The sequence below is a fragment of the Micromonospora sp. WMMD1128 genome (genome assembly GCF_027497235.1).
Taxonomy (GTDB): Bacteria; Actinomycetota; Actinomycetes; order Mycobacteriales; family Micromonosporaceae; genus Micromonospora.
Map to the genome: position 1 here is coordinate 3590261 of NZ_CP114902.1, position 21946 is coordinate 3612206.

General features: G+C 74.4%; 12 protein-coding genes. 5 read left to right on the top strand and 7 right to left on the bottom strand.

The window, feature by feature from the left end:
• Window positions 1-134: 134 nt before the first annotated feature.
• Window positions 135-6635, top strand: coding sequence for a type I polyketide synthase (locus O7602_RS16125; RefSeq protein ID WP_281583463.1), 6501 nt, complete (start codon window positions 135-137; stop codon window positions 6633-6635).
• A gap of 129 nt (window positions 6636-6764) precedes the next feature.
• On the opposite strand, the gene O7602_RS16130 is transcribed toward O7602_RS16125, so the two are convergent.
• The 3 genes from O7602_RS16130 to O7602_RS16140 all read right to left on the bottom strand — a co-directional run bounded on the left by O7602_RS16130 (window position 6765) and on the right by O7602_RS16140 (window position 8566).
• Window positions 6765-6959: a ferredoxin gene (locus O7602_RS16130; RefSeq protein WP_281583464.1), complete on the bottom strand. Its 195-nt coding sequence runs from the start codon at window positions 6957-6959 to the stop codon at window positions 6765-6767.
• A gap of 12 nt (window positions 6960-6971) precedes the next feature.
• Window positions 6972-8087, bottom strand: a complete 1116-nt coding sequence (locus tag O7602_RS16135; RefSeq protein WP_281583465.1) for a cytochrome P450 — start codon at window positions 8085-8087, stop codon at window positions 6972-6974.
• 221 nt (window positions 8088-8308) lie between these two features.
• Window positions 8309-8566 (bottom strand): hypothetical protein, encoded by a 258-nt coding sequence (locus tag O7602_RS16140; protein ID WP_281583466.1) that lies wholly within the window; start codon window positions 8564-8566, stop codon window positions 8309-8311.
• Window positions 8567-8708: 142 nt separating this feature from the next.
• Between O7602_RS16140 and O7602_RS16145 the strand changes: the two genes are divergently transcribed.
• Window positions 8709-8918: a DUF5988 family protein gene (locus O7602_RS16145; protein ID WP_281583467.1), complete on the top strand. Its 210-nt coding sequence runs from the start codon at window positions 8709-8711 to the stop codon at window positions 8916-8918.
• A gap of 32 nt (window positions 8919-8950) precedes the next feature.
• Here O7602_RS16145 and O7602_RS16150 read toward each other — a convergent pair whose 3' ends face one another.
• Window positions 8951-9937: a pyridoxal-phosphate dependent enzyme gene (locus tag O7602_RS16150; RefSeq protein WP_281583468.1), complete on the bottom strand. Its 987-nt coding sequence runs from the start codon at window positions 9935-9937 to the stop codon at window positions 8951-8953.
• A gap of 238 nt (window positions 9938-10175) precedes the next feature.
• On the opposite strand from O7602_RS16150, the gene O7602_RS16155 reads away from it, so the two are divergent.
• The gene (locus O7602_RS16155; protein ID WP_281583469.1) at window positions 10176-12899 is read left to right on the top strand and encodes a LuxR family transcriptional regulator; all 2724 of its coding nucleotides are present in this window, start codon (window positions 10176-10178) and stop codon (window positions 12897-12899) included.
• A 311-nt stretch (window positions 12900-13210) separates the two neighbouring features.
• Window positions 13211-16066 (top strand): LuxR family transcriptional regulator, encoded by a 2856-nt coding sequence (locus tag O7602_RS16160; protein WP_281583470.1) that lies wholly within the window; start codon window positions 13211-13213, stop codon window positions 16064-16066.
• 135 nt (window positions 16067-16201) lie between these two features.
• On the opposite strand, the gene O7602_RS16165 is transcribed toward O7602_RS16160, so the two are convergent.
• The 3 genes from O7602_RS16165 to O7602_RS16175 are packed head-to-tail and all read right to left on the bottom strand — an operon-like array spanning window position 16202 to window position 18591.
• Complete coding sequence (locus O7602_RS16165; protein ID WP_281583471.1) at window positions 16202-16969, bottom strand: AfsR/SARP family transcriptional regulator; 768 nt, start codon at window positions 16967-16969, stop codon at window positions 16202-16204.
• The gene (locus O7602_RS16170; protein WP_281583472.1) at window positions 16970-17749 is read right to left on the bottom strand and encodes an alpha/beta fold hydrolase; all 780 of its coding nucleotides are present in this window, start codon (window positions 17747-17749) and stop codon (window positions 16970-16972) included.
• Window positions 17746-18591, bottom strand: a complete 846-nt coding sequence (locus O7602_RS16175; RefSeq protein ID WP_281583473.1) for a hypothetical protein — start codon at window positions 18589-18591, stop codon at window positions 17746-17748. Before O7602_RS16175 ends, O7602_RS16170 begins: the two co-directional genes overlap by 4 nt.
• Before the next feature lie 219 nt (window positions 18592-18810).
• Here O7602_RS16175 and O7602_RS16180 point away from each other — a divergent pair, with 219 nt between their 5' ends.
• Window positions 18811-21912 (top strand): amino acid adenylation domain-containing protein, encoded by a 3102-nt coding sequence (locus O7602_RS16180; RefSeq protein ID WP_281583474.1) that lies wholly within the window; start codon window positions 18811-18813, stop codon window positions 21910-21912.
• Window positions 21913-21946 lie beyond the last annotated feature (34 nt).

Genomic DNA, 21946 nt, shown 5'->3' on the forward strand with positions numbered 1-21946 from the left:
CCGCGACCGTTCGCGGCGCCCGGCCGACGCAGCTGGCGCCCGGCCGACGCAGCTTTAGCGCCCGGCAAGCCGCCCGTTAGCGCAGGTCGGCAACCTGGAGCAGCCCGCTTCGACCGCTGGACGCTGGAGCTGCGATGACGACCTCGACCGACCAGATCGTTGCGGCCCTCCGGGCATCCCTGAAGGAGAACGAACAGCTACGTCGGCAACAGAGTCGGCTGGCCGACAGGTCCCGCGAGCCCATCGCGATCGTCGGGATGGCCTGCCGCTACCCGGGTGGGGTGCGCACCCCCGAGCAACTGTGGCGGCTGCTCCGCGACGAGACCGACGCGATCTCGGCGTTCCCCGACGACCGGGGCTGGGACACCGACGCCCTCTACGACCCGGACCCGGAGCGCACCGGCACCACGTACGCCCGCGAGGGCGGCTTCCTGCACGACGCCGCCGACTTCGACGCGGACTTCTTCAGCATCAGCCCCCGCGAGGCCCTCACCATCGACCCGCAGCAGCGACTGCTGCTGGAGACCACGTGGGAGGCGCTCGAGGCGGGTGGCATCGACCCGGTGACGCTGCGCCGGAGCCGCACCGGCGTCTTCACCGGCGTGATGTACAACGACTACGGCGCCCGGATCCAGCCGATGCCGCCGGAGTTCGAGGGCTTCATCGGCACCGGCAGCGCCGGCAGCATCGCCTCCGGCCGGATCGCCTACACGTTCGGCTTCGAGGGCCCGGCGGTGACCGTGGACACCGCCTGCTCGTCGTCGCTCGTCGCGGTGCACCTCGCGGTGCAGTCGCTGCGCCAGGGCGAGTGCACGCTCGCGCTGGCCGGCGGCGTGACGGTGATGGCCACGCCGCGGCTGTTCGTGGAGTTCAGCCGGCAGCGGGGGCTGGCGCCCGACGGCCGGTGCAAGCCGTTCGCGGCCGGCGCCGACGGCACCGGCTGGGGCGAGGGCGCCGGCCTGCTGCTGCTGGAACGGCTGTCGGACGCCGAACGCCACGGCCACCAGGTGCTCGCCGTCATCTCCGGCAGCGCGGTCAACCAGGACGGCACCAGCAGTCAGCTCACCGCCCCGAACGGGCCGTCGCAGCGGCGGGTGATCCGCGACGCGCTGGCCGCGGCCCGCCTCGAACCGGGCGACGTGGACGCGGTGGAGGCGCACGGCACCGGCACCACGCTCGGCGACCCGATCGAGGCGCAGGCGCTGCTCGCCACGTACGGTCGGGACCGGCCCGCCGACCGGCCGCTGCGGCTCGGCTCGATCAAGTCGAACATCGGCCACGCCCAGGCCGCGGCCGGCGTCGCCGGGATCATCAAGATGGTGTTGGCCCTGCGGCACGGGACGCTCCCGCGCACCCTGCACGTGGACGCGCCGAGCCCGCACGTGGACTGGACGGCCGGGGAGGTCGCGCTGCTGACCGAGGCCCGGTCGTGGCCGCGCGGGGAGCGGGTCCGCCGGGCCGGCGTGTCGTCGTTCGGCATCAGCGGCACCAACGCCCACGTCATCGTCGAGGAGGCCCCGGCGACGGAGGCGCCCAGCGGCGACGACACCGCGCCGACCCCCGCCCCCGGCGCCGCGCCGTGGCTGCTCTCCGCGCGGACCGCACCGGCCCTGCGGGCCCAGGCCGCGCGGCTGCGCGACCTGGTCGCCGACCGGCCCGACCTGGACCCGGCCGGGATCGCCGCAGCGCTGGCCACCACCCGGGCCGTACTCGACCACCGGGCGGTCGTGCTCGCCGGCGACCGGACGGCCGCGCTCGACGCGCTCGCCGCCGGTGACGCGCCGGCGGGCGTGGTGACCGGGGTGGCCGCCGGGGACCCGGGCCGGGTGGTCTTCGTCTTTCCCGGCCAGGGCTCGCAGTGGGTGGGCATGGCCGGTGGGCTGCTCGACGCCAGCCCCGAGTTCCGGAACCGGATCGCCGAGTGCGCCGAGGCGCTGCGCCCGCACACCGACTGGGACCTGCTGCCGGTGCTGCGCGACGAGCCGGGCGCGGCGTCCCTGGACCGGGTGGACGTGGTGCAGCCCGCGCTGTTCGCGGTGATGGTCGCCCTCGCCCGGCTCTGGGAGTCGTACGGGGTGCGGCCGGACGCGGTCGTCGGGCACTCCCAGGGTGAGATCGCCGCCGCCCACATCGCCGGCGTGCTGAGCCTGCCGGACGCCGCCCGGGTGGTCGCGCTGCGCAGCCGCGCCCTCGGCGTGCTGGCCGGCACCGGCGCGATGGCCTCGATCCCGTTGCCCGCCGACCGGGTCGAGGCGCGGCTGGAGGCCGCCGGCGCGGTGACCATCGCCGCGGTCAACGGCCCGACCGCCACCGTGGTGGCCGGCACCCCGGAGGCCGTCGCCGCGCTCGTCGCCGCCGCACAGGCGGACGGGGTGGACGCCCGCACCGTCCCGGTGGACTACGCGTCGCACTGCGAGCACGTGGAGGCGGTCCGGGAGACGCTGCTGACGAGCCTGGCCGGCATCACCCCACGGCCCGCGGAGATCGCGTTCTACTCCACGGTGGACGGCGAGGAGCCGGAGCCCGCCGTCCTGGACGCCGACTACTGGTACCGCAACCTGCGCCGGACGGTCCGGCTGGCGGACGTCACCCGGCTGCTGCACGAGCGCGGGCACCGGGTCTTCGTCGAGATCAGCCCGCACCCGATCCTGACCGTGCCGATCCAGGAGACGCTCGACGAGCGGGCCGACGCGGCGCCGGGACTCACCCTCGGCACCCTGCGCCGCGACGAGGGCGACCTCGTCCGCTTCCACGCCTCGCTGGCCCGGGCGTACGTCGGCGGCGTACCCGTCGACTGGCGGATCCCGTCCGGACCGCGCGTCGACCTGCCCACCTACGCCTTCCAGCGCGACCGGTTCTGGCTGCCGACGCCGTCCGGGGCCGGCGACGTCACCTCGGCCGGCCTCACCGCCACCACGCATCCGCTGCTCGGCGCCGCCGTCCCGCTCGCCGACGGGGACGCGACGGTGCTCACCGGGCGTCTGTCGCTGCACGCCCAGCCGTGGCTGGCCCAGCACGCGGTCTTCGGCCGGATCCTGCTGCCCGCCGCCGCCCTGGTCGACCTCGCCGTGCACGCCGGGGACGGCGTCGGCTGCGATCGGGTGGAGGAGCTGACGTTGCAGGCGCCGCTGGTGCTGCCGGTGACCGGCGGGCTGGCCCTCCAGGTCACGGTCGCGGCGGCGGACGCCACCGGCCGGCACCCGGTCACCGTGCACAGCCGGCCGGACTCCGACGAGGACGGCACGGACCGGCCCTGGACGCTGCACGCCGCCGGCCTGCTCGCCCCGGCCGACGCCGGCGACGAGCCGGACGCCGGCCCGGGACCGCTCACCGGCGCCTGGCCGCCGCCGGGCGCCACCGCGATCCCGCTCGACGGCCACTACGAGCGGCTCGACCGGCAGGGGTACGGCTACGGCCCGCTCTTCCGTGGCCTGCGCGCCGCGTGGCGTCTCGGCGACGAGGTGTACGCCGAGGCGCAGCTGCCGGACGGCACCGACGCGGCCGGTTTCGGCCTGCATCCCGCGCTGCTCGACGCCGCCCTGCACGCCGCCGGGCTCACCGGGGCGGCCCCGGTCGGCGACGGCGAGGTGCTCCTGCCGTTCTCCTGGTCCGACACCGCGCTGCTGGCCTCCGGCGCGACCGGGCTGCGGGTCCGGGTGCGCCCGGCCGGCGCGGGCAGCGTGACGCTGGACCTGGCCGACCCGGCCGGCGGCCCGGTGGCGCGGGTCGGCGCGCTCGCGGTCCGGCCGGTCTCCGCCGCCGCGCTCGCCACCACCCGCGAGCCGCACCACGACTGGCTGTTCCACCTGGACTGGGCCACCGCGCCGGCCACCGGGCCCGGCCCGGAGACGCCGCCGCGCGCGGTGGTGGACGGCGACGACCCGTACGGGCTGGCCGCCCACCTGCCCCCGGCCACCGCCGGGGACCCCGAGGTGACGGTCGCGGCGCTGCCGATCCCGGGCGGTGACCTGCCGGACCGCGTCCGCGCCGCCGTGCGTACCGCTCTCGACCTGCTCCGCGAGCACCTGGCCGCGGACCGGCCGCGGCTCGTCCTGGTCACCACCGGGGCGGTACGCGCGGTCCCGGGTGACGACGTCCGGATGGATCCGGCCGCCGCCGCGGCGTGGGGGCTGCTGCGCTCGGCGCAGTCCGAGCACCCGGGCCGGCTGACCCTTGTCGACCTGGACCGGGATCCCGCCTCGACGGCCGCGCTGGCCGGTGTGCTGGCGCTCGACGAGCCGCAACTCGCCGTCCGGCAGGGCGTGGTGCAGGTGGCCCGGCTGGCCCGCGCCGACAGCGCGCCCGCCCTGCCGCTGCCGGACGCCCCCGCGTGGCGACTGCACTGGCAGGAGGACTCCACCGGCGGTGGCACCCCGGACAACCTGCTGATCCGCGCGTGGCCGGAGGCGGACCAGCCGCTGGAAGCGGGACAGGTGCGCCTCGCCGTACGGGCCGGCGGGCTCAACTTCCGCGACGTGCTGATCAGTCTCGGCCTGGTCCGCAACGACGGCCGGCCGCTCGGCGGCGAGGCCGCCGGCGTGGTGCTGGAGACCGGCCCGGGGGTCGACGAGTTCGCCCCCGGCGACCGGGTGATGGGCCTGGTCTCCGGCATCGGCCCGATCGCCGTCACCGACCACCGGTTGCTCACCCGGATGCCGCCGAACTGCACGTTCGCCGAGGCCGCCACCATCCCGGTGGTCTACCTGACCGCCTTCTACGGGCTGGTCGACCTGGCGAAGATCCAGCCGGGCGAGACGCTGCTGCTGCACGCGGCGACCGGCGGGGTCGGCATGGCGACGATCCAGCTCGCGCGACACTGGGGTGTCGAGGTGTACGGCACGGCCAGCCCGGGCAAGTGGGACACCCTCCGGGCGTTGGGTCTCGACGACGCGCACATCGCCTCCTCCCGAAACCTGGAGTTCGCCGACGCGTTCCTCGCGGCGACCGGCGGCCAGGGCGTGGACGTGGTGCTCAACTCGCTGGCCAAGGAGTACGTGGAGGAGTCGCTGCGGCTGCTGCCGCGCGGCGGCCGGTTCCTGGAGATGGGCAAGACCGACATCCGGGACCCGCAACGCGTCGCCGACGACCACCCCGGCGTCACCTACCAGGCGTACGACCTGATGGACGGCGGCGCGGACCGGGTCAAGGAGATGCTCGACGAGCTGTCCGTCCTGTTCGACGACGGCACGCTACGGCCGCTGCCGGTGACCGCCTGGGACGTGCGTCGCGCCCCCGAGGCGTTCCGTTACCTGAGCCAGGCCCGGCACACCGGCAAGGTGGTGCTCACCGTGCCGTCCGCGCTCGACCCGGACGGCACGGTTCTGGTCACGGGCGGCACCGGCGTGCTCGGCGGCCTGGTGGCCCGCCGGCTGGTCGACGAGCACGGCGCCCGGCACCTGCTGCTCACCAGTCGGCGCGGGCCGGCCGCGGAGGGCGCGGAGGCGTTGCGCGACGAGCTGACCGCAGCCGGCGCCCGGGTGACGATCGCCGCCTGCGACCTCGCCGACCGCGAGTCCCTGGCCGCGCTGCTGGCCGGGATTCCCGCGGCACATCCGCTGACCGCGGTCGTCCACGCGGCCGGGGTGCTCGACGACGCCACCGTGGACGCGCTCACGCCGGAACAGCTGGACCGGGTCCTACGCCCCAAGGTGGACGCCGCGTGGCACCTGCACGAGCTGACCGCCGGGCTGCCGCTCGACGCGTTCGTCATGTTCTCCTCGGCCGCCGGCACGCTCGGCGGCCCCGGTCAGGGCAACTACGCGGCGGCGAACGCGGCGCTCGACGCGCTGGCCGTGCACCGCCGCGGCCGGGGCCGCCCGGCGCTCGCGCTGGCCTGGGGTCTGTGGGCCGAGGCCAGCGGCATGACCGGTCACCTCGGCCGGGCCGACCTGGCCCGGCTCGGCCGGACCGGCATGCTCGCCCTGAGCACGACGGACGGACTCGACCTGTTCACCGCCGCGTGGTCGTCCGCGCTGCCGGTGCTGGCGCCGGTCCGGGTCGACGCGCGGGCGCTGCGCGCCCAGGTCGAGGCCGGGGTCGCGCCGCCGATCCTGCGTGGGCTGGTCCGCGGCACGTCCCGGCGCAGCGCCGCCGGGGTCACCGTGGACGCCTCGGCCCTGGCCCGGCAACTCGCCTCGGCCTCCCGGGACGAGGGGCGGGCGATCCTGCTGGACCTGGTCCGCACCCAGGTCGCCACCGTGCTCGGGCACGCCTCCGCCGCCGAGGTGGACGCCGGGCGCGCGTTCAAGGACTTCGGCTTCGACTCGCTCACCGCGGTGGAGCTGCGCAACCGCCTGAACGCGGCGGTCGGGCTGCGGCTGCCGGTGACGATGGTCTTCGACTATCCGACGCCGGAGGCGCTTGCCGCCTTCCTGCACGGCGCCGTCGCCCCGGCTGACGAGGACGCGGCGGCGACCGCGGTGCTTGCCGAGATCGGCCGGCTGGAGGCGCGGATCACGGCGCTGGAGCCGGGCGAGGCGGCGGAGCGGCGCATCGAGGAACGGCTGCGTGGCCTGCTCTGGAAGTGGACCGACAGGCACGCACCCACCGCCGCCGAGCCGGACCCGGCGGAGGACCTCTCGGTCGCCAGCGACGACGAGCTCTTCGCGATGCTGGACGGGGAACTCGGCGCCTGATCGACCGACGGCGGGCACGGCAGGCGGTGACCGCCTGCCGTGCCCGCCGGCTTCTGCTCGCGTACCACAGGGAAAGGCCGCGTGCCCCCGGCCCGAAGGCCGGGGGCACGCGTGGAGGGGGGTGTGTGGTCAGTCGTCGGTGAGGGTGAGCGCCTGCGACGGGCAGAGCAGCACCGCCTGCTCCACCCCGGCGATGTCGTCGTCGGGCCGCTCGCTGAGCAGCAGTACGCGACCGTCGTCCTCGTCCTGGTCGAAGACCGTGTCGGCGGAGAGCACGCACTGCCCCGCGCCGACACAGGCCTCCCGATCCGCGGTGATCCTCATGTCGGCGCCGTCCTACCAGGACACCGGCATCTCGGCCAGCCCGTAGATGCTGGCCTCGTCCTTCAGCGGCAGCTCCGACACCGGCACCGCGAGGCGCAGCGTGGGCACCCGCTCGAAGAGCGTCCGGTAGACGATCTCCAGTTCCAGGCGGGCCAGGTTCTGGCCCAGGCACTGGTGGATGCCGTAGCCGAAGGCGACGTGCGACCTGGCGCCCCGGTCGATGTCGAACGTGTCCGGACGCTCGTAGTGGCCGGGATCCCGGTTCGCACCGCTGAGCAGGGCGATGATGCCGTCGCCCTTGCGGATGGTCACGCCGCCGATCTCGATGTCGTCGAGCGCCACCCGGGAGCCGCCGGACACGTCCACGATGCTCAGGTAGCGCAGCAGCTCGTCCACGGCGCGAACCGCGAGGGTGCCGTCGTCGGTGAGCTTCGCCAGCTGGTCCGGGTTCTGGATGAAGGAGAGCGTGCCCAGCGAGATCATGTTGGCCGTGGTCTCGAAGCCCGCCATCAGCAGCAGCATCGACAGCCCCACCAGGTGCGCGTGGTCGTAGTTGCCGGCCTCGCGGTACTTGGTGATCAACCGGCCGATCAGGTCCTCGTCGCTCGGCGCGGCCTCCTTCCCGGTGACCAGCTTGTCCATGTACATCAGCAGGCCGGCGCCGGCCTGCATCCGCTCCATCTGGGTGGACTTGCGGTTGAACGCGACGAGCGTGCGCTCCTGGAAGAACCCGTGGTCGGTGTAGGGCACGCCGAGCAGGTCACAGATGACGAGCGACGGCACCGGCAGGGACAGGGCGGTCACCAGGTCGGCCGGCTGCTCCTGCTTGAGCAGGTTGTCGATGCACTCGTCGACGATCGCCTGGATGCGGGGGCGCATCGCGGCGAGCTTCTTGACGGTGAACTCGTTGATCAGCATCCGCCGGTGCACGGTGTGCTCCGGCGGGTCGAGCCCCACCAGGGACTTGCTGACCAGAGAGATGGCGCCCATCGCCTGCCCGTCCATCTCGACGAGGTGCGGGTAGGCCGGGTCGAGGCGGTTCACGCTGACCCGGGAATCGGCCAGGATCTGGCGCAGGTAATCGTGGCCCAGAATGAGCCAGGCGGTCCTGCCGGTGGGGAGCGTCACCTTCGAGATCGGTTGCTCGGCGGCAATTTTCGCATAGCCGGCGGGCGGATCGACCGGGCAGGTGCGAGGCATCGGAAAGGCGGGTGGAATTGCCGCTTCGACATCGTCCATTGCGATTACCAATCGTCGGTCCAGTGGCCGAATCCGATCGTATTATCGCGTCGAACAGGCTCGACACCCCTAACCTGCCCCCTATGCCGGCGGGTCCGCAGGGGTCGGTCTCATCCGGCCTCGTCGTTCGTTTGCAGCGCGGCGGCCAGCCGCAGCCAGGCGCGGTGCTCGTCCGCCGTCAACGGCCGCTCGGGCAGGTCCCGTTCCGCCAGGTTCCCGCTGATCGGGCCGAACCGGCCGGGCCGTCCGCCGCGCGGGCGCAACAGCAGTTCGAGGCGGACGACGACACCGACCGCCCACGTGCACCCGCCGGCCCGCAACCGACGCGATATCCGCGAACCCAGGCCGCGAAAGCGATTGTCCGGCATCCTTCTTTCCCGTCACTAATACGACGCTTAAGCGGACCGCGATGCGCCGAAACGATTTTCCTGAGGGTTGACAGCCATTTCCGTGCCGCCTTAGCGTGAGAAGCGCCACTAAATCGGCGCGACACTATGGAGGTGTCGAATCATGACCGATGTCCGCTACGAGGAATGCCGCCTGGAGGGCGGTCCCGGCTACCTGCCGGACAACCTACGGAATCCGCAGGTGCTCATGGCCGAGAACAAGGTGAAGGTCCCGTTCTACAACGCGTGGGAGCACTTCGAGCGGATGGACGAGTTCACCGAGACCGGGCTGCCGATCTTCCGCTGGACCATGCAGACCAGAGCCGCGGAGTGACCGGGGTGCCCGGCCGGGCCGGGCACCCCGTCTCAACCCTGGTGACCGGCAAGCAGGCGGGTGACCAGACCGCTGTCGACGTTCCCGCCGCTGAGCAGCACGCCGATGTCCCGGCACCGGTCGCCGGGGCGGGACGACAGCCGCAGCGCGGCGGCCAGGGCGGTGGCCGCCGCCGGCTCGACCAGCAGGCGGGCATGCATCAGGACCGCACACAGCGCGGACGCGATCTCCGCCTCCTCGACGGTGACCACGTCCGCGACCCGGCCCCGGGCGAGGGCGAAGGGCAGCTGGCCGATGCGGTCCGGCCGGAGTCCGTCCGCGATCGTCGGCCGCGTCCGGACGGTCACCGGGCGCCCCGCCCGCAGCGCCTCGGTCAGGGCCGGTACCGCCGCCGGCTCGGCCGCCACCACCCGCACGTCCTCGCCCTCGGCGGCGAGACAACCTCCGGCGACCGCGCTGCCACCGCCGACCGGCAGCACGATCGCGTCCAGGCGGCCGCCCGCGGCGCGTACCTGGGCCAGCATCTCGGCCGTGGCACTGCCCTGACCCGCGACGACGTCGGGATCCTCGTACGGGTCGACGACGTCCAGCCCGCGCGTGCGCCGCACCTCGGCCAGCACCGCGAGACGCTCGGCGAGCGTGGTGCCGGCCAGCAGCACCTCGGCGCCCGCCGCGCGGATCCGGCGCAGCTTGCCGGGTGCGATGTCGGTCGGCAGCACCACCGTCGCCGGCACGCCGACCTCCCGCGCGGCCCGGGCGACGGCGATCGCGTGGTTGCCGGTGCTCTGCGCGAGCACCCCGGCGGTGCCGGCGCCGGCCAGCCGGCCGACCGCGAGCAGCGCGCCACGCATCTTGAACGAGCCGCCGATCTGCAGGCACTCGGCCTTGAGCCACAGCCGGGCGCCGGCGAGCCGGTCCAGTTCGTCGTCCCGCACCACCGGGGTGGTCACGACGCGGGCGGCCAGCCGCCGGGCCGCGGCACGCACACTCTCCGGCGTCGGCGCCTCGACGGCAGTCATGACTGCCGCGCCGCGTTGTTCTGTCCCTGTCACCACCGCAGCGTCGGCGTTCCGGCCAACGTATCGCTAAAGCTGCCCTTCAGCCGCGGACGCCATCGCCCCCGGCGCGCGCATGTCCGGGTTGTGACCGGGTCGGCTGGGGATTACCGTGATGTCGCCGTTCTGGTGGTCGCCCGGATTTCATCATTCCTCGGACCGATCGTCGAGACCCCGGAACGTGACGTGAGGGGACCGACTGGTGCGGTTGGTGGAGCGCGACGAGCAGCTCGCACTGCTTGAGCGAATGTTTTCCGATGATCTCGGTCCCGACATGGTGGTCGTGAGCGGGCCGGTCGCCTCCGGCAAGACCCGGCTGTTGGACGCGTTCGCCCGGCGGGCGACCCGGCGCGGCGCGCGGATCGCGACCGCCGAGGCGTCGTCCGGGCTGGGCGCCCTGCCCTTCGACGTGCTCCGGCAGCTCTGCCCCGACCTGCCGGTGCCCGCCCGGACCGGCCGGGAGATCGCCGAACGGCTCGCCGCGGCATACGAGCTGACCACCGAGGACGAGACGGACGAGGCGGTACGGCAGATCTGTCGCCTTCTCGACGAGGCTCCCCCGCACCCCGCCGACGGCCCGCCGCTCGTCATCGTGGTCGACGACGTCCACCACGCCGACGCGGCGTCCCTGCGCTGCCTGTCCCACCTGATGCGGGACCCGCGGCCGGCGCTGGTCCGGCTGGTGACGGCGGAGGCGGAACGCGTCGGCCCGCGCTCGCCGGCGCTCACCGGGTTGCTGCGTCCGGCCCGGGTCCGCCGGGTGACCCTCGCCATGCTGTCCGAGTCCGGCGTCGCCGAGGTTCTCGCCGACCGTTGCGGCGTCGAGTTGGCGCGTCAACTCGGCGCCCAGTGCCACCGGGTCACCGGCGGCAACCCGCTGCTGGTGCGCGCCCTGCTCGACGACTCCTTCGGCCGTTCGGACGCGCCCAGTCGGCTGGTCGCCGGCGCGGCGTACCGCGACGCGGTGCTCGCCTGCCTCCACCGGTGCGAGCCCGACGTGCTCGACCCGGTCCGCGTGCTTGCCGTCGCCGGTGACGGGCTCTCCCGCGACGTCCTGGCCGGCGTGCTCGGTCCGGGCGCCGCGTCGACACTGCCGGCGCTGCGGCCCGGGACCACGGCCGGTCTGGTCACCGACGGCGGCCTCGGCGATCCGGCGCTGGCGCGGGCGGTGCTCGACGGGCTGCCCGATCCGGCCCGGGCCGATCTGCACGGTCGGGTCGCCGCCGCCCTGCGCCGCGACGGCGCGTCGGCCACCGCCATCGCGCCCCACCTGCTCGCCATCGACCCGGCCGCCGAGCCGTGGATGGCCGAGAGCCTGCTCGACGCGGCGGCCCAGCTGTCCGACGCGGAGCCCGAGCTCGCCCGGCGCTGCCTCCGGCACGCCGGCTGGCACTGCGACGACGAGGCCCGGCAGGCCCGCATCCGGATCGCTCTCACCGACCTCCAGCTGCGGTTCGACCCGGACGCCGGGTTGCGGCAGCTGGCCGACGTCCCGAGCGCGGTGCGCACCGCCGGCCTCGACTGTGCCCGGTCCGTCGAGCCGATCCGCCACCTGCTGTGGTTCGGCCGGGTCACCGAGGCGAGCGAGGTGTGGCACCACGCGGCCGGCGCCCACCCGGACGACGCGGCCGACCTCGTCCTGGCCGGCCTCTGGATCGATCTGCTGTTCCCGGAGCTCGCGGCGGCGCAGCGGGACGGACCGCACCGCCCACCGCTGCGCCGGGCCGGGGCGGCCACGCTGCGCACGCGCCTGGCCGGCATCGCCGGCCTGGAGGCCGCGGTACGCCGGGGCGGGGACGACGCCCTCGCCGAAGCGGCCGAGCACGCGCTGCGGGCGCGCGGGGCCCGGGAGCCGGTGCACTGGACCCTGATCTGGCCGCTGGCCACGCTTGTGTTCGCCGACCGGTTGGACCGGGCCGACGCCTGGTGCGGGGAACTGCTCGGCGGTCCCGCCCTCGACCGGTTGTCGGCAGCGCTGCTCACCGCCGTCCGGGCCGAGATCGCGCTGCGTCGCAGTGACGCCCGGACCGCGTACCACCTCGCGGACGAGGCGCTGCGGGGGCTCTCCACGCCGGCCTGGGGGGTCGCCATCGGTCTTCCGCTCGCCGTGTCGGTGCGGGCGCTTACCGACCTGGGGCAGCTCGACGACGCGGCCGTCCGGCTGCGCACCCCGGTGCCGGCGGTGATGTTCGACAGCGTCTTCGGGCTGTTTTATCTCCGGGCCCGGGGCGTCCACGCGATGGCCGGCGGCGCGGACCGGTTCGCGCTGCGCGACTTCCGGCGGTGCGGCGAGCTCATGCGCCGCTGGGGCCACGACCTGCCCGCGCTGGTGCCGTGGCGTACCGAGGCCGCCCGCGCGTTGCTCAGGCTGGGCCGCCGGAGCACCGCCGAACACCTGGTCCGGGAGCAGCTCGACCGGCTCGGCGCGGGACATCCGGGCGAGCGCGGCGCCGCCCTGCGTACCCTCGCCGGCTGTGTCGGCCTGCCCGATCGCGCGGCCACGCTCGAGGACGCGATCCGGGCCCTGGAGATGTCGAGCGACCGGATCGAGCTGGCGCGGGCGCTGAGCGAGTTGGCCGGCGCCCTGCGTCTCACCGAGGATCACAGGCGGGCCGGCCACGCCACGCGCCGGGCGGACCGGGTCGTCGAGCAGTGGAGCCTCGACCCCTACTCGGCCGGCAGCGGGGCGCCCGGCGAGTCGGCCTGGACGGCCACGCCGATGCCGGAGGCGGTACGCGGGTTGACCGCCGACGAGGTAAGGGTGGCCACGCTGACCGCGCAGGGGCACACCAACCGGGAGATCGCGGGCCGCCTCTTCCTGACCACAAGCACGGTGGAGCAGCAGCTCACCCGGATCTACCGGAAGTTGTCGGTGAGCGGGCGGGGCGAGCTCGCGGCCCGGTTGCTCGCCACCGACACCGACTAGCCACGGGCACCTCCATATCCATCGCGCCGCCGTCGGTCAACCCCTAGGGGCCACAACGGGACTCCTTCCCGGGGGCGGGCCGGAAACAGTGGGGTGATCTGTCGTTGCGCAGCGCGACGGCACCTTGGAACACTCGGCATGTTCCCCGCATCGGCCGCCTCAGCCCGCGGTCCGCGCGGACCGCACGGAGATCGTGTCCCGGCGTCCACACCGGAGGTTGCCACGCGCGAACGAACGATGTCCCGGACGTGATCGACCATGCCCGCGCAGAGAAGACGGCCTGCGCCCTCGGGGGGAGGGAAGCTCGCTCGATGCCACTTGTGGAGCGACAGGAACAGCTGAGCACGGTGTCCGGCGCGTGGCGTGACACGCGCGCCGGACGAGGGCAGGTGGTGCTCGTCACCGGCGGGGCCGGCAGCGGCAAGACCGCCCTGCTGGACGCGTTCGCGGACGAGGTCCACTCGGCCGGCGGACGCACACTGGGCACCGACGGTTCGTTCACCGGGCGCGGCACCCCGCTCGGTTCGATCGCCCAACTCTTCGAGCATGCCACCGTCCCGAACGCGGTCGCGGACCGCGTTCGCCGGATGATCCTCGCCGTCACCTCACGCCTGCCCACCGGCGGGGCCGACCCGCTCGACCCGCGCGCGGCGAACGGTCCCGCGGTCACCGCGCTGCTCGGTGCGATCTTCGCCGGGCTGTTCGCCCTGGCCGGCGTCGCGCCGCTCTGCATCGTGATCGACGGGCTGCACGAGGTCGACGCGATGTCGCTGTTCTGCCTCACGCACCTGGCACGACGCATTCGTCGCGCCCCGATCATGCTGGTGCTCGCCGAATCGCCGCGGGCGGTGCCCGCGCACCCCGAGTTCCGCGCCGAACTGCTCAGTTCACCCCACCTCTCCCGGATAGCGTTGCATCCGTTGTCGGAAAAGGGACTGGCCGAGCTGATCGCCGAGCACACCGATCCGGTCACCGCGCACGAGATCGCCGGCGAGGCGCACCGGACCACCGGCGGCAGTCCCCTGCTCGCCCGCGCGTTCGTCGACGACTGGCTGGCCGAGCACGCCCGGACGCCCGGCGTCGCCGGCCACACCTTCGACCAGGCGGTGCTCTCCTGCCTCTACCGGCAGGAGCCGCAGACCCGCGCGGTGGCCCACGCCGCCGCCGTCCTCGGCCGGCCGGCGCCGCCGGAGACCATCGGGCAGATGCTCGACGTCGTCCCCGAGGCGGTGACCCGTGCCATGCGGATCCTGGAGAGCGCCGGCCTCGCCGACGGTGACCGGCTGCGTCATCGGCGGATCATCGAGCGGATCCTCGCGGCCGTCCCGGACGAGGAACGACGGGACCTGCACCGCCGGGCGGCCACCGCGCTGTTCGCGCACAGCGCCTCCCCCGACGCGGTGGCCGGACAACTCGTCTCGGCCGGATGGGCCGGCGCCACCTGGGCGGTCTCCTCCCTGCACGAGGCGGCCGAGCACGAGCTGTCGCGAGGGCGGGCCGACCGGGCGAACGTCTATCTCCAGCTGGCCCAGCGCGGGCCGCTCGACCCACGGCAGCGCGCCGCCGCGCGGATGATGCTGCTGCGCGCCCGCTGGCAGCTCAATCCGCGGTCCGCGGCGCCGCAACTCGACGAGATCGTGCTGCGCCTGCGCCGCGGCGCTCCGGCCGCGGAGGCCGCGAGCGCCGTACCCTACCTGCTCTGGCAGGGCCGCGCCGAGGACGCCACGGAGGCGTTGCGGCTTCGTCGGCCGGACACCACGCCACCGGCACGCATCCGCACGGCGGAGATGCTCCTCGCGCTGATACGTCCCGACCCGAACGGTCCGGACCGGCCGGCCGAACCCGGGCTGGCCGAGTCGGCGGCCGTCCACCCCTGCCTCGACGCGATCGCGGCGCTCGGCACGGCACTCGAGCCCGGACGGGCGACGGACGCCGCACAGGCCGCCGATCTGCTGCTGCGCCGCTACGGCCCGACGTCGGTCGACCCGGCCGTACTCGCCCCGGCGGTGGCCGCGCTCACCTACTCGGGCTGCCCGGCCAACAGCCTCGCGTGGCTCGACGAGCTAGCCACCGACGACGCGTTCGCGCACCGACCGACCTGGACGGCGGTCTTCCACGCGCTGCGGGCCGAGGCACTGCTGCGGACGGGCTCGCTGACCGGGGCCGCGCACCACGCGAGCGCGGCCCTCACCGACGTGTCGCCGCACGGGTGGGGTGTCGCCGTCGGCGTGCCCCTGGCCACGCTCGTCAACGCCGCCACGACCGCGGGCCGGCTCGACGACGCGGAGAAACACCTGACCCAGCCGGTGCCGGAGGCGATGTTCCGCACCCCGTTCGGCCTGCCGTATCTGCAGGCGGCTGCCCGCCACCACCTGGCGACCGGGCGGGCCCGCACCGCCGCCAACGAGCTGCGGCTGTGCGGCAGCCTGATGACCCGGTGGGGCATGGACACCGACGGCCTGGTGCCGTGGCGGCTCGAACTCGCCCGCGTCGAACTGCACCTGGGCGGGCGGGCAGCCGCGGCCGAACTGGTCCGCGCCCAGCTGGACCGGCTCGACGACCGCCGGCCGGACGAGCCGGCCCGGCACCACGCGCGTACCCGCGGCGTCGCGATGCGGCTGCTGGCCGCCACGCTTCCGGCCCACCAGCGCGGGCCGCTGCTGTCCGAGGCGGCCGACCTGCTGGAGGGCGCGGGCGACCGGTTGGAGCTGGCGTGCGCGCTCGCCGACCAGGGGCACGCGTTGCGGGCCGCCGGCGACGGCGCCCGCGGCCGGCTGCGGATCCGGCGGGCCGCGCAACTGGCCGAGGAGTGCGGCGCGGAACCCATCGGTCTGCAGCTGCTGCGCGGCGGCTCCGCCCGGGCCGAGGCCGCGCCGGTCGAGAAGGCGGCCGAACCGGCCGCCCCGGCCGAGCCCACGGTGCTGGTGCCGCGGGGGTCGCAGGCGGGGCGTAGCCTCGATGAGCTCACCGACGCCGAACGGCGGGTGGCGATGCTCGCCGCGCACGGCTACACCAACAAACAGATCTCCGGACGCCTGTACATCACGGTCAGCACCGTCGAGCAGCACCTCACCCGCATCTACCGCAAGCTCAAGGTCAAGCGCCGTTCCGCGCTGGCCGCGGAGATGCTGGGCCGGGACGAGAGCGGTCTCGACGACGCGTCGTAGCCGGGCGGCGGCCGGTTCCGCCAACCGGGCGGCGGCCCGGTCGCTTTGTCGCGGCTTTAGCGGGCCGGTGCACGATGGGCCGGACGCGAGGGCAGGCAGGGCGTACGACCAGCCGAACCGGGCGGTGCGGGGCGTCTACACCCGCGCCGAGAGCACCCGCTCGTCGCCGACCAGGATCGCGTGCTGGAGTTCCTGGAGCGCGCGGCAGGGCTCCAGGCCGAGTTCCCGGTTGAGCGTCGCGCGCGCCTGCTGGTACGCCTGGAGCGCGTCGGCGGTGCGGTCCGACCGGTAGAGCGCCAGCATGAGCTGGCGGTGGAACGCCTCGTGCAGCGGGCTGTCCGCGACCAGCTGACGCAGCCGGCCGATGAGCCGGCGGTGCTGGCCCAGTTCGAGCTGCGCGTCGACGAGGATCTCCAGGCACTCCATCCGCACCTCGGCCAGCCAGGCGGCGAAGCTTCCGACGATGACGCCGTCGCTCGGCTCGCCGAGCAGGGGGCCCCGCCACAGCGCGAGCGCGCGCTGGAGCACCTCGGCCCCCTCCTCGTACCGGTGGGCGGCGTGGTAGCCCCGGCCGGCCTCGACCAGGGCGAGGAAGTCCTGGAAGTCGAACTCGTCGTCGCCCTGCCGCAGCAGGTAGCCCGGTGACCGGGTGACGATGGTCTCGGTGCCGGGCCGCTGCCGGGCCAGGAACTTGCGCAGCTCCGACACGTAGACGTGCAGGCCCGCGGTCGCCCGGTGCGGCGCCCGCTCCCCCCACACCTCGCCGATGAGCTGGTTGGTGCTGACCACGTGGTCGGCGCGGACCAGCAACACGGCGAGCAGCAGTTCGATCTTCCGGGCGGTGAGCATCTGCGGACCGTCCGGGCCGATCACCCGCAACGATCCGAGTAGTTCGTATCGCATCTACGCCTCCCCGCGCGGCGCCACCCCGGCCGCGGTGCCCAGCACCCGGCCGACGTGGGCGGCCACCTGCGCCGTGTGCTTGTCGAGGTAGAAGTGCCCGCCCGGGAACACGTGCAGGTCGAACGGCCCGGTGCAGTGGTCGCGCCACGACTGGGCCTCGTCCGGCGTCGTGTAGGGGTCACGGTCGCCCATGAACGCGGTCACCGGGCAGCGCAGCGGCGGGCCGGGACGGTACGGATGGGTCTCGATGGCCCGGTAGTCGCTGCGGATCGCCGGCAGGAACGACGCGAGCAGCTCCTCGTCGGCGAGCCAGCCGACCTCGCCGTCGGCGAGGGACCGCAGCTCGGCCACGATGCCCGCGTCGTCCCGCCGGTGCACGTCGGTGTGCCGCAGGCGGGACGGGGCACGACGGCTGGAGGCGAAGAACCAGACCGGCACCCGGCCGGCGGCGGCCAGTCGCTGTGCCGTCTCGTACGCGATGACCGCGCCCATGCTGTGCCCGAACATCGCGAACGGGCGGGCCGGCTGGGCGAGCAGTTCGGCGCACATCCGGTCGGCGAACTCGTCGACGCTGTCGATGCGCGGCTCGTTGCGGCGGTCCTGCCGGCCGGGGTACTGCACGGCCGAGACCTGCACCCGCGGCGCCACCTGCTGCGAGAGCTGGAAGTAGGCGCTCGCCGAGCCGCCCGCGTGCGGGAAGCAGAAGAGCTCGACCTCGCTGTCCTGGCGCGGGTGGAACCGCCGCAGCCAGGGGGTGCCGGTGCGCGTCGCCGCGCTCACCGCGCGCTCCCGTCGCCGGCGAGCAGGCCGGACACCGTGGCCGCCACCTCGTCGTTGGCGAGGAGCTTCGCGTGCTCGTCGTCGACCGCGATCTCCCGGCCCACGAGTGGCCCGGCGCCGCCGATGCCGGACGTACGCACGGCGTGCAGCCCGCTGAGCTCGGTGACCGACTGGAAGGCGGTCGCCGTCCGCCAGCGGGGCAGCGGGTCCAGCTCGGCGGCGGCGGTGAGGTAGCGCAGGAACGAACAGAACGTCCCCATCAGCTCGTCGCGCAGCGGTTTGCTGAGCCCGGCCTGCGCGAACGCCACGTCACCCATCTCCAGGGTGAGCCGGCACAGCGTCTCGCACATCTCCGCCATCCCGCACTCGCGGTCGTGCAGGTCCTGCGCGGCGTCCTGGGCGCGCTGGATGTCCTCCATCGGCAGCACCCCGGCGAGGTATCCGACGACCTTGTGGAACTGCCACACGAGCGTCTGCGGCACCGCGATCTCGGGGTCGAAGAGCAGCAGCTGCGGTTCGCTGCCCTGCCAGGCGGCGACGCGCTCGGACAGGGCCGCCGCGTAGACGGCGCCGCCGCAGAACCCCATCACCGCGGCCACCGGCCGGGGCCGGCGCTGGAACGCCGTCCACCAGTGCTCGATGTACGCCGGCCCGGACGCGGTCCGTTCAATGTCGGGGCCGGGCGGAAGGGTCTCCCAGAACGCGCAGTCGACAGTCAGTCGTTCCGCCAGATCGGAGAACCTCGCCTCCGGCCGCCCGGTGGCATCGAAGTCGACAGCCAGGATGACCCGCTCGGCGTGGTCGGGCTCGGCAAGCACCCGCCATCCATCAGCTCGCGCCATGTTCCGCTCCAGTCAGGGCATTCGGGTGTGCTATGCCGACCGAGCCTAGGTCAGCGCAAGGGGCCGCTCCGGCCTCGCGCACCCCTATCGATCCCCTACTCGACCACCCCCGGTCCGCGGGTCAAGGGGTACCCGGCGTGCCGGGAGCGTCCCTACAGTTCGGACCGACAGCGGCACCGGCCGGGGTGGGAGGCAAGGGTGGATATCGCAGCGACAGCGGTGACGGGACGGACCCCGGCCAGCCGGAAGGAAGCCGCCCTGTGGCTGTTGGAGCGCCTCGTTCCGGACAGCGCGCCGAACAACCTGACCCTGGCGTTCCAGGTCGAGGGCCGGCTGGACGAAGCCCGGCTGACCGCCGCGCTGCGGGCGATCCTCGCCCGCTACGAGACGCTGCGCACGGTCTACCACTCGGTCGGCTCGACGCTGGAGAAGGAGGTCGTCGCCCCCGGCGACTTCGACGTGCCGCTGGAGCGGCTGCCGGACGGTGACCCGCAGGTCTTCGTCGTCCGCCCGTTCACCTTCGACGGCCGGCCGCTGGTGCGGGCCGGGATGCGCCGGGACGCCGACGGCGACGTCGTCTGCCTCGCCTTCCACCACCTCGTCTACGACATCATCTCCGGCTCGATCATCCTCGCCGACCTGATCCGGGCCTACGACGCGCTGGCCACGCCGGAACCGTTGCCGGCCGAGCTGCGCGCCGAGGTGCCGTCGTTCACCGAGGCGGAGCCGGCGGCCGAGAGCGTCGAGTTCTGGCGTACCGAGCTGGCCGGATACGACCCGGCGGCGCTCGGCCTGGCGTGCGGCGCGCCCGACGCGGACCAGCCGAGCCTGCGCGGCGACCAGGTCACCCACCGGCTCAGCGCGTCGACCCGGGAGATCGTTCGGCGGCTGCCGAAGGAGGTGCGCGCGCCCGAGGCGGTCATCCTGCTCACCGCCTTCCAACTGCTGCTCGCCGCGCACGGGTCCGGGCCGGACCTCGCCGTCGGCACGCCGGTGAACGTGCGCGGCAAGGTGGCCGCCGGCGCCGTCGGCCACCACACGAACGTGCTGCCGATCCGCGCCCGGATCGACCGGCGGGAGAGTTTCCGCACCCTGGTCCGCCGGGTCCGGGACACCTACTTCGGCGCGCTGATGAACGCCGTCGTGCCGGAGGAGGACATCGCCCGGCTGGTGCCGCGTACCGCAGACAACAGGCGCCCGCGGCTCACCCGGCACCTGTTCAACTACTTCCCCCTCCAGCAGGCCCGGTTCCGCATCGGCGGCCTGGACGCCCGCCCGCTCGTCATCGACAACGGCTTCAGCAAGTACGACCTGGAGTTCTTCGTCGCCTCGGCGGACGACGGCATCGACCTGGTCGCCCGCTTCGCCACCGACGTGCTGGACCGGGACGACGTGGTGGCGCTGCTGCACCGCTACGAGGCCCTGCTGACCATGTTGGGCGACACCGTCGACACCCCGACCGGTGAGCTCGCCGTCTGGTCCGCCACCGACCACGCGGTCATCGAGGCGGCGAACGAAACCGCCCACGACATCCCCTTCGACACGGTCGTCGCCGCCGTTCGCCACCACGCGCTCGCCACCCCCGACGCCGTCGCGATCCGCGACGAGACCGGCCCGGTCAGCTACCGCCAGCTGTGGTTCGCCGCGGCCGGCGCGGCCCAGCGGCTGCACGGGGCCGGCGTCCGCCCCGGCGACCTCGTCGCCATCGCCGCCGCCCGGGACGCCACCCTGATCGCCAACGCGCTCGGGGTCTGGCTGTGCGGGGCCGGCTATCTGCCCGTCGACCCGGAACACCCGGCCCACCGGGTGCAGCACGTGCTGCGCGACTCCGGCGCCCGCGTCGTGCTCGCCGACCATCCGGTGGAGGCGGCGCCGGACCGCCCGGTCACCGTCCTGGCGCTGCACGACGCCCACGGCACGGACGTGCCGCCGGACGGTCCGTTGCCCGCGGTCCCGCACGAGCCCGGCCCCGACGAGCGCGCCTACCTGATCTACACCTCCGGGTCCAGCGGGCGGCCCAAGGGCGTCTCGATCCGGCACCGCAGCATCGCGAACGCCGCCGCCCACTACGTGGACATCCTGGACGCGACCCGGTCCGACGTCACGCTCTGGCTCACCACGTTCGCCTTCGACATGGCCAACCTGGAGATGTACGTGCCGCTCTACAGCGGCGGGCAGATCGCCGTCGCCGCCGACGAGGCCCGCAGCAACGGCGTGGCGCTGCGCGCGGCGATCGAACAACACCAGCCGCACATCCTCCAGGCCACCCCGACCACCTGGCGGATCGTGCTCGACCAGGTCGCCGACCAGCTCAGCGGACGGCGCGTGGTGACCGGGGCGGAGATCGTGCAGGTGGACATCGCCCGCCGGCTGCTGGACACCGGCTGCGAGCTGCACCACGCGTACGGGCCGACCGAGACCACCACGTGGGCGACCTGGGCGCGGGTCGACCGGATCGAGGGTGACCGGCTCGACGTCGGTGGCCCGATCTGGAACACCTACCTGGGTGTCGCCGCCGAGGACGGCCGCCAACTGCCGGTCGGTGTCCGCGGCGAGGTCTGGATCGCCGGGGACGGCGTCGCCCTCGGCTACCACGAGCGGGACGACCTCAACGCGGAACGGTTCGGCACGCACCCGGTGCACGGCCGCTTCTACCGCACCGGCGACGTCGGGCGCTGGCGGTCGGACGGCACCATCGAGCTGTTCGGCCGCTCCGACCGCCAGATCAAGCTGCGGGGCAACCGCATCGAGCTGGGCGAGGTCGAGGCGGCCCTGCTCAGCCACCCGGAGGTGCGGGCGGTCGCGGTCGTCGCGGTCGGCGACCGCAGCGCCGACGCCCGCCTGGTCGCGTTCGTCGAGACCACCGGCGACGCGGAGGTCTCGGCGGCGCTGTGGGAGCACGCCCGGGCCGAACTGCCGCACGCCTCGATTCCGCAGGAGTTCCACCCCGTCGACGCGCTGCCGGTCAACGCCAACGAGAAGGTGGACTATCCCCGGCTGGAGCAGCTCGCCGGCCACGCCCACCGGGACCGGTCCACCGCACCGTCGCACCCCGACCTCGGCGACCCGACGCCCGACGGCGCCGACCCGCTGGTGACGCGGCTCGTCGGGCACTGGCGCGCCATCCTCGGCCACGACGAGGTCGACGCCGACGCCAACTTCTTCACCAGCGGCGGCCACTCCCTCGCCGGGGCGCAGTTGCTCCAGCAGATCCAGGACGACATCGGTGTCCCGCTCAAGCTGGCCGACCTCTTCGACGCACCCACCCCGGCCGGGCTGGCCGCGCGGGTCCGCGAACTCGACGCCGAACCGGCCGTGTGACGCCACCGATCCACAGAGAAGGGCCGTGGACGCT

What these genes read in the sequence shown, in the direction of transcription:
- O7602_RS16130 (WP_281583464.1), bottom strand. Translation starts at nt 6,959, where the DNA reads ATGAGGATCACCGCGGATCGGGAGGCCTGTGTCGGCGCGGGGCAGTGC.
- O7602_RS16145 (WP_281583467.1), top strand. Translation starts at nt 8,709, where the DNA reads ATGACCGATGTCCGCTACGAGGAATGCCGCCTGGAGGGCGGTCCCGGC.
- O7602_RS16175 (WP_281583473.1), bottom strand. Translation starts at nt 18,591, where the DNA reads ATGGCGCGAGCTGATGGATGGCGGGTGCTTGCCGAGCCCGACCACGCC.
- O7602_RS16150 (WP_281583468.1), bottom strand. Translation starts at nt 9,937, where the DNA reads ATGACTGCCGTCGAGGCGCCGACGCCGGAGAGTGTGCGTGCCGCGGCC.
- O7602_RS16140 (WP_281583466.1), bottom strand. Translation starts at nt 8,566, where the DNA reads ATGCCGGACAATCGCTTTCGCGGCCTGGGTTCGCGGATATCGCGTCGG.
- O7602_RS16160 (WP_281583470.1), top strand. Translation starts at nt 13,211, where the DNA reads ATGCCACTTGTGGAGCGACAGGAACAGCTGAGCACGGTGTCCGGCGCG.
- O7602_RS16125 (WP_281583463.1), top strand. Translation starts at nt 135, where the DNA reads ATGACGACCTCGACCGACCAGATCGTTGCGGCCCTCCGGGCATCCCTG.
- O7602_RS16165 (WP_281583471.1), bottom strand. Translation starts at nt 16,969, where the DNA reads ATGCGATACGAACTACTCGGATCGTTGCGGGTGATCGGCCCGGACGGT.